This is a genomic window from Paenibacillus sp. FJAT-26967, assembly GCF_001541095.1.
Taxonomy (GTDB): domain Bacteria; phylum Bacillota; class Bacilli; order Paenibacillales; family NBRC-103111; genus Paenibacillus_F.
Genome location: NZ_LMXH01000002.1, coordinates 512,320 through 527,357, shown reverse-complemented (window position 1 = coordinate 527,357; position 15,038 = coordinate 512,320). Strand labels below are relative to the sequence as shown.

The following is a 15,038-nucleotide window of genomic DNA, read 5'->3' as shown; positions in this document are numbered from 1 at the left end:
ACAACCTACATTCGCCTACACGCGATCTACTCCCATACATGATAGCAGTTGAGATAGCAGTGAAGTAAGGCTGCCCGCATGGTAGAATTCTACCGGCAGGGCAGCCTTTATTTGTCCGGCCACACAAAAAAGGTTAGGCAGGAGCGATCGCTCCGCCTAACCTGTGAAAGATTACCTGGCTTTACTTGCCGTCCAGCAAATTCCCGAGTCCTCCAAGGACACTTCCTTCTTCCTTCCGGTTGAAGGAGCCGGACATGACCCGTTCTGCCAGCCGGCTGAACGGCAGGGACTGCAGCCATACCTTGCCTGGACCGCGAAGGGTGACGAAGAACAAACCTTCTCCGCCGAAAACGGCTGATTTGATTCCTTTGACAAACTCGATATCATAATCGACATCGGGCGTCATCGCTACGAAGCAGCCTGTGTCCACTCGCAGGACTTCCCCGGGACGCAGATCCCGCTCAACAATCGTTCCGCAAGCGTGAACGAACCCGAGCCCGTCGCCTTCAAGCTTTTGCATGATGAAACCTTCTCCGCCAAAGAAACCGGCACCCAATTTACGCTGAAGCTCCACACCAATGGATACGCCCTTGGCGGCACACAGGAAAGAATCTTTCTGGCAAATAATTTTGCCGCCGTACTTGTATAAGTCCATCGGAACAATTTTACCGGGATACGGGGATGCGAACGAAACATGTTCTTTGCCATAACCGTTGTTCGTAAACACCGTCATGAACAAACTCTCTCCGGTCAACAGACGTTTGCCCGCTCCCATGAGCTTGCCCATCAAGCCTTTGCCGCCGATCCCGCCGGATCCGTCGCCAAAGATGGTTTCCATGCTGATGCTGCCTTCCATCATCATCATGCTTCCGGCTTCAGCAACTACGCTTTCTCCCGGATCCAGTTCGATTTCTACATACTGCATTTCATTTCCGTGAATCACATAGTCAATTTCATGAGCGTTCATAATACGCACTCCTCTTTGTAATGGAATAGGATGCAGGCAGCAGATGTTCAATCAGCTATGCCGCATCATTCGGCCATACACTGTGTTACGCAGTGATTTCCGATCCGTTCCATTCGACGAAGAGAAAACCATGAACCCTTAATAACTTTCCAGCTCGCGGCTTGCCTTTCTTATTTTCCTTGCTTCATAGCGGGCGGGCGCCGACTCATAAAGACGCTTTTCCCTGTCTGTTTCGGGAATTACGCCAGGAACGGCCGTAGGCCTCCCGTCACTGCCCAGCGCAACGAAAGTCAAGTAAGAAGTCGCAGTCGTCCTCTTCTCACCCGTCAGCAGATTCTCTGCCTCCACCCTTACATAGACTTCCATCGAACTGCGGTGTGTCCAAGAAACGAATGCTTCCAGTTGGATGGCTTCCCCCAGAAGAACCGGAGCCAAGAAATCCAGGCTATCGCTCGACGCTGTAACAACCGGATACCGGCAGTGCCTCATGCTCGCAATGGTCGAGATTTTATCGACATATTCCATGATCTTGCCGCCAAAGACGGTACCGTGATAATTCGTATCCAGCGGAAAAATGATTTCGGTCATAATCGTTCTGGACACACTGGTTGGTTTAGCTTCCAGCTCTGCATGATCTTTCGAACTCATAGTTGGACCTCCCCCTGATGTCTATACTGGCTGCATGGGTATATAATGGCCTGTTCATGCCTTTTTCATTTGACGAATTAGAAAGAAACTCAACAGCAGAGCTGATCAGCTCCTCTAAAAGATCCTCTGCCGTGCTATTCTGCTTCAGGACTGTAACGTATCTGCAGACGTCCCGCGGCTTCGGAAGCCAGCTTCCTTGCCTTGTCAGTATCTTGCGCTGCTGCAAGAGCTACGGCCATGCGACGGCCCGGTTTTGTTTCCGGCTTGCCGAATACACGGACTTGTACATCCGGAGATGCCAAAGCTTCTTCTACTCCGCCTATTTCAAATTGTGTGCTGTTACGGTCGGCTTTGAGTGTATGGGAAGCTCCCGGTGTTACTAAACGGACAGCAGGAACTGGCAGGCCAAGAATGGCTCTGACATGCAAAGCAAATTCGGACAAATCCTGCGAGACCATCGTTACCATGCCGGTGTCGTGCGGACGCGGAGAAACTTCACTAAAGTACACGCCGTCCTCTGCCAGAAACAGCTCCACGCCGAACAAACCGTAACCGCCCAGAGCATCCGTGATCGTCTTAGCGATATGCTCCGCCTCTTGGATCTGATTGGCATTCATCTGGTGGGGCTGCCAGGATTCAATGTAATCGCCGTCCTTCTGAACATGACCGATAGGAGCACAGAAAGTTGTGCCCGATACGGAGCGGATCGTCAGCAGTGTAATTTCGGATTCGAAGGTGACGAAAGACTCGACAATCACCCGTGCTTTTTTGGCACGCCCTCCTTCTTGGGCTAGATTCCAGCAGCCCTCGATGTCGGCCGAGCTCCGGCAGACACTCTGTCCTTTGCCGGATGAACTCATAATGGGCTTGATGACGCAGGGCGTTCCAATCTCGCCGACCGCCTCTTTAAGCTCGTCCAGTGTATCGGCAAACGCATAGCGGGCTGTGCGGAGACCGAGTTCTTCGGCGGCCAGCCGACGGATGCCTTCCCGGTCCATTGTAAGTCTGGAAGCGTTCGCTGTCGGAATAACACGGAACCCTTCCTGTTCGAGCTTAACCAGCTCCGCTGTCGCAATCGCTTCGATTTCGGGTACGATCAAATCCGGCTTCTCCTGCTCGATCAAACTGCGCAGCGCCGAAGGGTCCAGCATATCAATTACATAGCTGCGGTGCGCAACTTGCATCGCGGGCGCATTCTCGTAGCGGTCAACCGCTATGGTCTCAACACCGAGGCGCTGCGCCTCCAGAATCACTTCTTTGCCGAGTTCCCCGGAACCTAGCAGCATCATTTTTTTAGCTTTAACTGATAATGGTGATCCGTACATCATTTCATCCCTCTCCCAAGGTCAGGGGCTGCTGCCCCATTGAGTCGTTATATGTATGTTAACAAAAGCGTAACACCCGTCTGCATGGGTCCGTGCCAGTGATAAACGAAGCGCTGCAATAAATTAAAACAGCATGGGCATCTGGCTGCGCTTGCGCGGCAGAAGCAGTGGCAGCCGACTGCGATGAGCTTGCGCGGCAGAGGCAGAGGCAGCCGGATTCGATGAGCTTGCGCGGCAACCGCTCCGGCTACACCTCGCTGCGCAGCAGCAGTTTCCGCAGAAGAGGTGCCAGATGCTGTGGGAGCTCTGATGCATGCGGGACGACAATTCCGTGTCGTCCGTAGATGTTGCGCATCGTGATCCGCTGCGTTTCATGCACCTCGCCGCTGGCGAGGAAGACGCTGATCACGTCGATCCCGAGCCGCCGGCATTCGAGCACAGCTTCATACGTGTCGAGAATGCCGGCCTCGTGGTACTCGGCGGCGGAAGGCTCCCCGTCGGAGAAGACCAGCAGCACACGCTGCTTCTCCGGGCGCCGCAGGAGCCGCCGGGCTGCGTGACGGATTGCGAATCCGTCACGATTATCCTGCTGCGGCTCCAGCTGCAGCAGGGCCGGCCCGCTGCGCGGTGCCAGGCATGCGCCGAAGTCTACGACCGTGTGGAACACATTCGGCGCTTCTTCGGCGCTCACACGCTCTGCGTCCTCCCAGAATCCCGTCACTTCGTGCGGGATCCTGAGCGTACGCAGCGTCTCGTGTACCAGCGAGATGCCAAGCCTGGTTTCTTCCATCTTATCGTACATGGAAGCGGAACAATCCACAAGAAGCGAGAATGCGGCATCCAGATCGGAAGCAGGATCACGCTTCTTGGTGAACAGGCGCGGCGCCTCATCGGTAGCGAAGCGTACAAGCTTGCGGCCCAGGCGCCCGTAGAGCAGGTCACGTCTCGGCGCAGTATGCTTGCGTTCCAGTGTCAGCCGCACGGTACGCGTCAGCTGCTTCGTCAGCGGCAGGATGACGCTCACAGCCTCGCGGTAGGCTGCCTCTTCTGCAAGCGTAGGCTTCCGAGCGGCAAGCCGCTCCGCAACCGCTCGCAGCTGCGGGGCGCTTTCTCCGCTCCCTGCCGCCGGATCGGCGGCTGAGCTGAGCGGCTGAGCGTCTTTTGGCGGTGCTTCGGACGGACGATTGGATACCGCCGAGCGTCCCTTTGCAACTGCCATCGCTTCGCTTGCTCCATCATCACCGGCCTGCACCGCTTCTCCACTGAAGCGGGCTGTCCGTGTGCCCCGCTCCAGAGCATGCCGCATCGCCTGGCCTTCGGTATCAGGCGTCTCTCGATGCCACATAGACAGTCTTTCACTACGGCGATTCATATCCCGTCCAGCCTTGGATTCTTGCTCGGCATCATCATTAGCGAGCGGCTTCGTTCTCCGCAGCGGCGGCTCGCTGCCCCGCAGAAGCGGCATCTCCGCTCCACTTCCCGCCCGTGTAGAGAAATAAGCCGTGACCGCATCTTGATCCAACCGGTACGCCAGAATCTCCAGCATATCCAGACACAGCTCGGCATTACGGGCTGTAGATTCCGCCCTCTCGGCTTCTTCCAGATAAGGATGTAAAAGTCGGATCAGTGTATCAACCTCAGAACTAAACTCCACACTTTGCGTCTGCAAAGGAGTCCCGGCTGCTCCGGTAAGCTGTTCCGCCCCTTTGAACCAGTAATAGACCGCGAGGAATAAAGCATCCGCCGTTTCGCCTCTGGATTGGTGAGCGGTCAGCTTATGCCGGAAATACCCCCGATAAATATGTTCACGCTGGTTAAAAATCTCCGAAGTTCCGGGCCTGATCCGCCGGCAGATAGCTTCCAGCCTGATATCCTCACAGAGTGTAAACAGCTCACTTCCAAACCGGCTTAACGGGGAGTCTGCAAGCTTAGCCAGCAAGAGATCCGTGTCCTCGCGCCCCGTATACCAGGCGCTTCCAATCGCTCTTAAATATACGTCGCTTTTCATACCGGCCTCCCGCTGGGCCGGTTTCCAGTCCCGCCAGAATTGACTAATGGTCAAAAGCGATTCGGACTCCTCGTAATTGGAGTGAAATGCAAGCTCAACCCGCAGCTCCGCGTTTCTTGCAAACATTCGAGCCAGATCGACTAGCTGCATGAGGAGGAAGGCATCCATTTTATTATCGAGCATGTGTACTTTACCGACAAACATGGCTTAGAATAACGTCTCCGCCACATTGCGTACGGCGGCACGTTCTCTTTCATCCTCAAGCTTGGCGGCTATCGCCCGTTCAATCGCGCGATGTGCGGGCATATAAGCAGCTAAATCGCAAGCATCGATCAGGGCTCGTACCGATGCCGCTTCGTCAGACAGCTGCCCCATCTCCACCAGGGTGAGCAAATCTGCGGATAAAGCAACAAAAGTTCTAAGCTGCTTCTCATCTCCCAGTAGGGATCGCTGCTGAAGCAAATCAAGAAGAGCCTCTCCCTGTAAATAAGGCACTTCTATAGCGACAAAACGATTCTTCAATGCTTCATTCAGCGGCACGGTACCGATATACCCTTCATTAATCGCCGCAATAACGCGAAAATCCGCATGGGCTCTTACAATCTCCCCGGTAAACGGGTTGGTAATCGACCGTCTGTGGTCAAGTACCCCATTTATAAGCGGCAGAGTATCAGGCTTGGCCATATTGATTTCATCAATATACAGAATATGTCCCCGGGTCATGGCGGTGACCACCGGCCCCGGTACAAACCCGATGACAGTCTCATTCCCGTCACGGTTAAGCGTTTTGAACCCCAGAAGGGCTTCCGCATCCAGATCCGTTGAACAGTTTACCGAATGAAGCGGCTGACCTGTCACAAAAGACAGATGCTCGGCAAGCTTTGTTTTGCCTGAACCTGTCGGTCCTTTCAGCAGAACATGCTTACCGAGCGCCAGTGCAATCATCGCATCCTGAAGCACCTCTGGCCGGGCAGGTACGAAACCGGGGGTTCCGATCTGTTTCCTCTCTTCATCCGTCAGTTTCTCCCGTTCAAAACGGCCGTTAAGCCGCCGAAATTCTTGCGTTATAGGTTCGGGCAATCCCGATTGCTCCCATGTAGCAGCAGAAGTCGGTGTCATCACAATCGTTCCTCTCCGTGTAAATCCTTTCTTTTAACTATCAATCAAAAGAATACACGGTGTCAAGCTTCTACATCCTGGATTAGAGCGAACGGGTAGAAATGCAGGGCACTTCCACATAAGGGACAGGTCATATAACCCGGGATATCGTTCAGCATAAGCGCCATAGCGTATGAAGATTCATAATTAACAGCCCTTATGACATCTTGCGGCTGCACATATTTACAGGCTTGTGATTCACAGGTGGCACGGACTTTGTAGGCATTGGCCATCATCCATCCTCTACTTTCCGAAAGACAGGGCGGTTAAGCCTCTCCTTCTCTTTTGGCTTGAGGAAAATCAAGATTCAAAATAACCGTATAACGTTCCCCTTGGGTCGGTACGATTTGAGCGATTTCTACATAAGGAGTTCCGAATTCATTCTCAGCCCGGTTTACAAGTGCATTCAGACTATCGCTGAGCGTATCTTGCTCCGTCAAGGAAATTTCCGCAAAATATTGTTTGATCATGAATGTTTCCCGTATCCGGCATCTTCTTTCTCATAGGCGATCAGCGTGATCGTCTCGCCTGTTTCTTCCTTGAGTCTGTTCTCGAGCTGACGTATTTCATCCACAAGATGTTCCTTACCGTGTAATTCAGCAAAAGTATATCCTGTTTTTTCCATGTTGGGTTCCCTCCTAAATCTTAATTTCGACTTTATTATTTCCAGTAGATCTTGTTTTTAACAGGCTGGTTAGTATTGATTACCGCAAAAAAAACTCCTTTCGGAGTTTTCATGTATGATGCCTTAATTTTCTGTTAGCCGCTTCACGAAGTGTTGCTAATGAAATTCTATCGATAAACTTCGAAAATTTTTCTTTCTTCTTCCCCTCTTCCTGAAAAATAGTGATCAACCCCATCACGATAGGCTCCAATTCTTCTTCCCTGACCCCTGCGATCAGCAGCCGCGCCAATACAGCTTTCAACCCCTTCGTTTCACCGCCCACGTAAACATCGAAGCGCTCTTTCATTTTGACTACAGCAATGTCTTTAAGAAGAGGTTCGCTAGTTCCAAGCGCACAACCGGCATATCCGATTCGGAGAGGACTCGGCACAGGGTGACCGGCGATAACTCCATCTAATTTCTTCGCCGTCTCAAGCCCCGCGTCTTCTGCTCCTCGGCAGAAATTGCATGTAATCAGGCTTTTGGTGTAAAAACCCGCGGGATGAATCTCCAGTCCGGCAGCTTGCAGTCTGGCCTGCACTTCTTCCAGCTCTTCCTCTTCCACAGCGACATACAGCTGTTTGAAGGTAGTCAATTCAATAAGAGCTTCTTGGCCTACCGCACTGCCGAGAACAGCCATCTGCTGCGCTGTAAAAACAGTCCCGCCCTCTCCAAATCCCGGTGTAACGGCAAACTTTCGTATCCCCATTCCAATCCTCTCCCCTGTTCAATAGTGAATATAGGCATTAATAAAGAGGCTGCCTGGCAAAGACAGCCCCCATGTCAAATTTAAAGCTGCGATTAAGCTGTATCCTCAGTAGATTCAGAAGGTTGTCAGGATTCGATCTTGACCCGCTGCAGCCGCAGCGCATTAAGCACAACCGAAACCGAGCTCAGCGCCATGGCTGCCCCGGCGACCCAAGGCGCCAGGAAACCCAGTGCGGCAATCGGAATACCCGCAGCATTGTAAGCTAACGCCCAGAACAGGTTCTGGCGGATGTTGCCCATCGTCTTGCGGCTCATAAAGATGGCATCCGGGATGCTGTTCAGATCGCCCCGCATAAGCGTAACGTCTGCGGCTTCCATCGCCACATCGGTACCTGTGCCGATTGCCATCCCGATATCCGCTACAGCCAGCGCAGGAGCATCGTTAATTCCATCCCCGACCATGGCGACTTTTTTGCCCTGAGCCTGCAGCTTCTTCACTTCCTCCGCTTTGCCCTCCGGAAGCACCTCAGCAAGCACATGGTCAATGCCTACTTGTCTGGCGATGGCCTGGGCCGTACGCTCGTTGTCACCTGTAATCATAATGACCTCGATATTCATTTCTTTCAGCCTCGCAATGGCTTCTCGGGATGTTTCCTTAATCGTATCGGCTACTGCTACCATACCGGCGTATTGGCCGTTGACGGCGATCAGCATCGCGGTTTTGCCGTCCTGCTCCAGCTTCGACATGCTGTCAAAAGCCTGTTCGGCGTTGACGCCGTACTTCGCCATCAGCTTGCGGGTCCCGGCCAAAATCTCTTGGCCGTCCACTACCGCACGGATACCGTAGCCCGGAATGGCCTCAAAGTCCTCGGTTGCCGGGATTCCAATGCCTCGTGCCGTAATCCCGTTCACAATCGCTTCAGCAAGCGGATGCTCGGAGTTCTTCTCTGCTGCTCCAACCAGCTTCAAGAAGGTCTCCTCATCCAGATTCACGGCGGTAACATCGGTCAGTTCAGGTTTCCCTTTCGTTACGGTCCCGGTTTTATCCAGAATAATCGCATCGATTTTGTGCGTAGATTCCAGGTGTTCCCCGCCTTTAAAGAGAACACCGTACTCCGCGGCACGGCCAGAGCCAGCCATTATCGACGTTGGAGTTGCAAGACCGAGTGCGCAAGGGCAGGCAATGACCAGTACGGCGATGGCTTTTTCGAGAGCATTAGCGAAATCACCCGGAGTCACCCAGAAGTACCAGACCAGGAAAGCAACAACGGCAATTCCGACGACAATCGGAACAAAAATACCTGAGATTCGATCCGCAACACGCTGGATCGGGGCTTTGGAGCCCTGGGCTTCTTCAACAACCTTAATAATCTGGGCTAAGGCTGTCTCTTTGCCGACTTTTGTCGCTTTTATCTTCAATCGCCCGTTCTTATTAATCGTAGCTCCAATGACATGATCCCCGGCTTTTTTCTCGACCGGAATACTTTCGCCTGTCAGCATGGATTCATCTACCGCGGAGCTCCCTTCCAGTACCTCGCCGTCAACCGGAACCTTCTCGCCAGGTTTAACGAGTACAAGGTCTCCCGACAGTACTTCTTCAACCGGAATCGTCACTTCTTCGCCGTCCCGGATCACAAGAGCCGTCTTGGCCTGCAGGCCCATAAGAGTCTTGATCGCTTCGGAGGTACGGCCTTTGGCCAAGCCCTCGAACAGCTTACCCAGAATGACCAGTGTAATCAATACGGCGCTTGTTTCGTAGTACATGGCCGGCCCGTGATGAGCATCCGCCGGATTTAACGCCCACTGTAACGTAAGATATAAACTGTAGAAATAAGCCGCTGATGTACCCAAAGCTACAAGAACATCCATATTCGCGCTCTTATTGCGCAAAGATTTATAGGCTCCCACATAAAACTGCCTGCCGACATAGAACTGTACCGGTGTTGCAAGAATAAGCTGAAACCAGGGATTCATAAACAGCTCCGGCATCCAGATCCACGAGGTAAAGGAAAAATGGCCGACCATAGACCATAGAAGAGGAAGCGATAGGACTGCCGACAGGATTAATTTCCGCTTCTGTCTTGTAATTTCCCGTTTGCGTAGTTCCGCAAGATCGCCTTCCTCCTGCTTCGTTATTGCCTTATAGCCAAGCTTCTCGATCCGGGCAAGCATATCGCTTATCGTAACTTCCGCCGAGTTATATTCAACATGAGCGGTTTCCATGGCAAAATTGACAGTTGCTTTCGTTACGCCCGGCATCTTGTTTAATGCCTTCTCGATTTTAAGCGCGCACGCTGCGCAGGTCATCCCGACCAGCTGCAGATCCGCTGCTTCTTTGGCCGTGTCGTAACCGAGCTTGCGGATACTCTGCTCCATATCGTCCAAGCTGATTTTCTGCGGGTCATAGGTTACTGTCGCACGTTCCATGGCAAAATTCACATTAGCTTCCACGACACCATCCAATTTATTTAAGCCCTTCTCTATCCGGTTTGCACATGCCGCGCAAGTCATTCCGGTCAGGTTTAGAGAAGTATTCCGTGTATTTACAGCAGGTGCTGCTGTTTGCATGTTGGACACCTCATTTCTATCAGTTCGCTTTTTTTAAGCAACTTCATATCCTTGTTCGACAATCGTATCTCTTATTCGGTCAGCAGTCAGTGAATGTTCATCATAGATGACTTGAACCTTTCTGCCGCTTAGATTCACTGTAACGGCAGTCACACCTAATTTCATTAATTCACTTTCAATAGAATTTACACAACGTTCGCATGACATTCCCTTTACATGGAAGGTGATATTTTGCATCTTATCTCTCCTACAAGAAAATATTGTTTTCGAGTATGACTGCTTATGTTTGTATTACTACTATACCCCCGTACCCTATATTAAGTCAAGTGGAAACTACCTGTTTTTTGAAAATCTTTGTATTTCATTTACTCATTTAGGCTGCCGGCCGTTCGCTGCCGATCTGGCCGGTAGCATGCCTGAGTAGTCTTTGAAGATTATCTCATAAGCTTGTTGACTGTCGTCATAAGCTCGGATATAACTTCTTCGTCACCTTCCTGGATACGCTCAATTACACAGCTTTTCATATGATGCTCCAGAAGAAGTTTACCGACCCCGTTAAGAGCGGATTGTATAGAAGCGATCTGATTCAGTACATCGTCGCAATACGTATCTTTCTCAATGAGTCCTTTGACCCCGCGCACCTGGCCTTCTATGCGGTTCAGACGGCTAATCAAATTGTTCTTCGTTTTATCGGAATGGTGGCTCTTGCGCTCATTGCCAGCGGCACATGCCTCATGGGCCTGGTTCTCTGTTGTCATCCTAATCCCTCCTGTATATCCTCCATTATACATTCAGGCTCCTTTTATAGACAATCCATTCCAGCGTTACTTTTCAGAAAAAAAATCAGCCCCCGTTCCGGAGAGCTGACTCAGAAATGAAACTGTCAGGAGAGCAGCTTCTCGATCTCTTGACGGTTAAACACAAAACCGAAAAATACAGCGTCATCAATAAAAATGGTAGGCACCAGATTTTTTCCGGAGCGCTCCCGGAGTGTGTCGGCATATTCCGGATGCTCAGAAATATCATATTCCTTGAACGGAATGTTGCGCTCTCTTAAATATTGCTTGAAATTTCTGCAGTCTTCACAAGTCGGTGTCGTAAATACTTCTACCTTTCTCATACGCATGCTAACCTCCTTCTTTTACCAATACTTCTCCTTTTATCATATACCCCCTAACCCTATATTGCAAGATTAGACGGATTGGACTCTAAACGAATTCTGCAACTGCTTGTAACCGGCGGCGGCCTTACTGAAGCGGAAAAATAAACAACAGACCACTAAAACTACCCGCGGTCTGTTGTCTGGTCATACAATTGTTAGTGCCGACGCTAATTTTAAGAAGCCATTTTCTTACAAGCTTCTGCACACTGGAAACAAATTTCTGCACAGCGTTTACAGTGCTCATGATGCTCATGCTTCGCGCACTCCTGACCGCAGGCTTCGCAAATTTGAGCGCAGAGTAAGCAGATCTCTTTCATAAAGGGACTGTTACGTGAAATAGCGGATGCCGCCAAAGCACAGATCTCGGCACATTCACGATCAAGGCGAATGCATTCTCTCATCATATCTATATCTTGTTCCTGCAAGCAGGCATTGTAACAGAAATTACATTCCTTGAGACACCGCAGACAGGCTTCCATACACTCTTTTAAATTCTCGTCGATTGTTGTGTTCATCATACTCATGTAATAAAACTCCTCTCGTCTCTTGAACTTAGTAGTGGTTTGGTATATCTAAATGCGTTCAAATATAGATTACCCCACAAGGGTATATTATAAACATATTAGTCGTGCAGAGGGGAAATTATTCATACTGATGTCCAGGAGAAACAACAAAAAAGCCCATTGCATTAGCAATGAGCAGGGCCAGTCCTGATTTAATTATTTCATTCCGTCCAACTCTTCCAGCAGCCTTTGTACCGCTTCTTCGTTCACGGAACCCGACTGCTTCAATTTTGTAAGGCGCTGCTGTATTTCTTGAGCAAATTTGGCGTCTTCGTCCAGGTTCTCTGTATAGCCCGGATCGAACCAGACATAGAATCCGTCAGGACCGTTCCTAAGGAAGGTCCGGTTCCAGGCATGCGGGTACTCATAAGGCTGATCTGAGAACATGATTCCTAATACATCATCGCTTTCTACGGGCAGAAGCTGGTGAAAATGCTCTTCATCCCCTGATCCGGCTATTTGTTTGTGAGCATAGGCGTAATGCACATAATGTTCACCGGTCTCGCGGTCTTTGGATAGATTATACATTTCAAGCTCATTCTGAATCAAATCTTGGACAACGACAAGTCTCTCTTGAAGCAGGGAGCCTGGTACCTTGGATAAGCGGAGCATGGATTCAGCTGACATCTATTTCTCTCCTTTCTTCCTGAAGGGCCGGCGGTCTCTGCCGGTCGGGAATATCGTTATCCTGCAGCAAATCGCGCAGCGAACGCTTGGGAAGCTTCCATTTGAAAATAACCGAGAACATGCGGGAAACGACAATGGTCATGAAAAGAATGGTGAGGCCAAATACGGTCTGCGGCCAACCGAGCCAGATCATAAAACCCGCCAGCATCCCCCATACGGCATAAATTTCATCCTGCAGCACTAACGGTTTACGGCCAGCAAGCAGATCCCGTATAATACCGCCGCCAATGCCTGTCAGAACGGCGGCCACAATAACGGCACTCATCGGCAGGCCCTGGTTCGTCGCATACAGAGCGCCCTGTATGGAGAAGGCGGCCAGTCCGATGGCATCAAAGAACGACTCCCACGATTTCCACCGCCTGATCCAAGCAAGTGGGAAAATAAACACCAGCGTCATGGCAGCAAAGGCGATCATAAACTGAAAACCCTGCTGCCAGAGCATCGTAATCTTTTCACCGATAAGCATATTGCGGACGACCCCGCCGCCGAATGCCGTAACAAATCCAAGCACATATACACCCAGAATATCGTAATCTTCTTCCATGGCAACAATCGCACCGCTGACAGCGAATGCGATCGTTCCGATCAGACTTAGCCCCATCCAATCCACTATTCCGCAGCTCCCCCGGCTATGATTAAGACAAATCCCAGTCCAGTTGAATTTCTCTGCCAGTACGGGATGATTCGTAGATGGCATTCAAAATCAAATTATTCGTATAGCCGGACATGACAGATGTGAGCGGCTCACTTCCCGTGCGGATGCACTCCAGGAAATGAAGATTCATGAGCAGACGCGGCTCGGTCTTATTCTCCGGAACCTCCAATTCAACATCAATCTCTCTGTCGAACATTTCTGCGAACAATTTGCCGTAAGTATTCCCGCGCAGCGAAGCGCCGCCTTCCGTGCCCAACAATTGGATATAGGGCTGATTATCTGTCTCGGTAAGCGCAGCCCAGCTCACATCAAGCGTCAGCGTACTGCCGTTATCCATCTTAATCAGAGCAGTCGCGAAATCTTCTACATCATAGCTGCCGCTCCAGTTCGGTTTGCCCCAGCTCCCGATACCGCGGCGCTTGGGTCCAAATTCGGAGTAGGTTGCACCATATACGGAGACAGGTCTAGGGTTCCCCATAAAGGAGAGCGACAGATCCAGCATGTGCACACCGATATCAATAAGCGGTCCGCCGCCGGCTTTGGACATTTGGGTAAACCAGGTGCCCCAGCCCGGGATACCCTTACGCCTCATCCAGCCTGTCTTCGCATGATAAATCGAACCGAGCTTGCCGCGCTGAATAAGTTCTTTTACCTGCATATTGAGCGGCTCCCAGCGGCGCTGGTGGGAAATCATCAGGACTTTGCCGCTTTCACGCTCAGCCTGAACAATCTCCTTGGCGGCCTTCATATCAATCGCCATCGGCTTCTCAAGCAGCACATGCTTGCCTGCATGAAGCGCTTTAACCGCAAGAGGCGCATGCCACTCGTTGGAAACCGCTATTACTACGGCATCTATATCAGGATCGTTAATCAGATCTTCTCCGCTTCCATATACTTTAGAGATCTGGTGCTCTTTCGCACGGGCTTCCGCCAGCGGAAGGAATACATCAGCGACTGCAGTCACAGCAACGCCCGGTGTGTCGAGCAGGCTCCGGATATGAATGTTACCTATATTGCCTGCGCCGATTACGCCGATTGTGATCTCTTCGTTAAATGCCATTGTGCAAAACCCTCCGTTATGACACATTTTATGTTCGGCTTTATTTTATCACATTTGAAGTTCATCAACAGCCTTACCCGCTTTTTTAATCTTTCAGAATATCGCCTTTTTTGTTACTTTAGGGCTATATTCCAGCAAGAAGGAGCGAGTGTTCTGTAGAATAGGTTAACCTTACATAAACGAATCTAATATGTTCTAACCACTATTCTCATACGTCTCTTCCTTCTCACAAACTCGGATACGATGGATAGAAGCAGCCTTAATCTGTGCAGATAAGCTACAGCCACTCTAAGCGCAGTATCCTTCACTCTCTTCTTACTTAAAAAAGCCCCGTCCCCGTAACGGAAATTTCCGTTGTCAGGAGAAGGGCTCTCAGATTGTCGCGGTTAAGTATAAGAATCAGATACGAGAACGGTGCGGTTACTGCGGGAAATAATCCTTATGCAGTTCTTCGAGCTCAGCGATGGAGCGGCGTGCCCATTCTTCCGTCTGTTGGAGCATGCTTAATTCTTCTTCAAGAGCATGCTGCAGAGATAACATGTAATCCGGGACATCCCCGTTATAAGAACGGATCGTTACCAGCGGCATCAGGGCAATCTCCTGGTATGCAAGCGCACGACGCTGCTGAAAGTAACGCAAATCATTCTTGTCAGCCGTGTGAAGATTTCCTTGAGTAGGATGCTTTATGACCGCAAGCACTTGAACCGCTGCTTTGACAGGGGAGTTTATCTCTACAATCCGGCCGATATATTCACCGGTTTTGTACTCACCCTTAACCAGATCGCCGACGGAAGCAGCAAATTCGTTCCTAAGATTCATACAAGATTGCTCCTTTCTCAATGGAACTGCGTATTCAGGTTAGAAC

The 15,038-nt window shown here is 50.8% G+C and carries 17 protein-coding genes; all 17 read right to left on the bottom strand.

Annotated elements, in window-relative coordinates; translation table 11 throughout:
- Positions 1-181 precede the first annotated feature (181 nt).
- The 17 genes from AR333_RS12315 to kapB all read right to left on the bottom strand — a co-directional run bounded on the left by AR333_RS12315 (position 182) and on the right by kapB (position 14,992).
- Entirely contained in the window at positions 182-967 is a 786-nt protein-coding gene (locus AR333_RS12315) for a TIGR00266 family protein (RefSeq protein WP_068775650.1), read from the bottom strand.
- A 138-nt stretch (positions 968-1,105) separates the two neighbouring features.
- The gene (locus AR333_RS12310) at positions 1,106-1,615 is read right to left on the bottom strand and encodes an acyl-CoA thioesterase (RefSeq protein ID WP_068775649.1); all 510 of its coding nucleotides are present in this window, start codon (positions 1,613-1,615) and stop codon (positions 1,106-1,108) included.
- Positions 1,616-1,749: 134 nt separating this feature from the next.
- A complete protein-coding gene (gene purT / locus AR333_RS12305; RefSeq protein WP_068776089.1) occupies positions 1,750-2,940 on the bottom strand; it encodes a formate-dependent phosphoribosylglycinamide formyltransferase in 1,191 nt (396 codons plus the stop codon).
- A gap of 247 nt (positions 2,941-3,187) precedes the next feature.
- Complete coding sequence (locus AR333_RS12300) at positions 3,188-5,152, bottom strand: nitric oxide reductase activation protein NorD (protein ID WP_068775648.1); 1,965 nt, start codon at positions 5,150-5,152, stop codon at positions 3,188-3,190.
- 3 nt (positions 5,153-5,155) lie between these two features.
- On the bottom strand, positions 5,156-6,070 hold the full coding sequence (locus AR333_RS12295; protein WP_253735820.1) for an AAA family ATPase: 915 nt from the start codon (positions 6,068-6,070) through the stop codon (positions 5,156-5,158).
- 302 nt (positions 6,071-6,372) lie between these two features.
- Positions 6,373-6,576 (bottom strand): hypothetical protein, encoded by a 204-nt coding sequence (locus AR333_RS12285; RefSeq protein ID WP_068775645.1) that lies wholly within the window; start codon positions 6,574-6,576, stop codon positions 6,373-6,375.
- Positions 6,573-6,731 carry a hypothetical protein gene (locus tag AR333_RS24980; protein WP_172798845.1) on the bottom strand — a complete coding sequence of 53 codons (159 nt, stop codon included), beginning with the start codon at positions 6,729-6,731 and terminating at the stop codon, positions 6,573-6,575. The genes AR333_RS12285 and AR333_RS24980 overlap by 4 nt, the downstream gene beginning before the upstream one ends.
- A 109-nt stretch (positions 6,732-6,840) precedes the next feature.
- Complete coding sequence (locus AR333_RS12280) at positions 6,841-7,479, bottom strand: nitrite reductase (RefSeq protein WP_068775644.1); 639 nt, start codon at positions 7,477-7,479, stop codon at positions 6,841-6,843.
- A 125-nt stretch (positions 7,480-7,604) separates the two neighbouring features.
- Complete coding sequence (locus AR333_RS12275; RefSeq protein ID WP_068775643.1) at positions 7,605-10,046, bottom strand: heavy metal translocating P-type ATPase; 2,442 nt, start codon at positions 10,044-10,046, stop codon at positions 7,605-7,607.
- Positions 10,047-10,079: 33 nt separating this feature from the next.
- On the bottom strand, positions 10,080-10,283 hold the full coding sequence (locus AR333_RS12270) for a copper ion binding protein (protein WP_068775642.1): 204 nt from the start codon (positions 10,281-10,283) through the stop codon (positions 10,080-10,082).
- Positions 10,284-10,480: 197 nt separating this feature from the next.
- On the bottom strand, positions 10,481-10,804 hold the full coding sequence (locus AR333_RS12265) for a metal-sensitive transcriptional regulator (protein WP_068775641.1): 324 nt from the start codon (positions 10,802-10,804) through the stop codon (positions 10,481-10,483).
- Between the two features lie 125 nt (positions 10,805-10,929).
- Complete coding sequence (locus tag AR333_RS12260) at positions 10,930-11,166, bottom strand: glutaredoxin family protein (protein WP_068775640.1); 237 nt, start codon at positions 11,164-11,166, stop codon at positions 10,930-10,932.
- A 215-nt stretch (positions 11,167-11,381) separates the two neighbouring features.
- Complete coding sequence (locus AR333_RS24275; protein WP_253735849.1) at positions 11,382-11,726, bottom strand: four-helix bundle copper-binding protein; 345 nt, start codon at positions 11,724-11,726, stop codon at positions 11,382-11,384.
- A 201-nt stretch (positions 11,727-11,927) separates the two neighbouring features.
- Positions 11,928-12,398 (bottom strand): hypothetical protein, encoded by a 471-nt coding sequence (locus AR333_RS12255; RefSeq protein WP_068775639.1) that lies wholly within the window; start codon positions 12,396-12,398, stop codon positions 11,928-11,930.
- Positions 12,388-13,059, bottom strand: a complete 672-nt coding sequence (locus tag AR333_RS12250; RefSeq protein WP_068776088.1) for a trimeric intracellular cation channel family protein — start codon at positions 13,057-13,059, stop codon at positions 12,388-12,390. Before AR333_RS12250 ends, AR333_RS12255 begins: the two co-directional genes overlap by 11 nt.
- 34 nt (positions 13,060-13,093) lie before the next feature.
- The gene (locus AR333_RS12245) at positions 13,094-14,173 is read right to left on the bottom strand and encodes a Gfo/Idh/MocA family protein (RefSeq protein ID WP_068775638.1); all 1,080 of its coding nucleotides are present in this window, start codon (positions 14,171-14,173) and stop codon (positions 13,094-13,096) included.
- Positions 14,174-14,593: 420 nt separating this feature from the next.
- Complete coding sequence (gene kapB, locus AR333_RS12240) at positions 14,594-14,992, bottom strand: sporulation phosphorelay system protein KapB (protein ID WP_068775637.1); 399 nt, start codon at positions 14,990-14,992, stop codon at positions 14,594-14,596.
- Positions 14,993-15,038 lie beyond the last annotated feature (46 nt).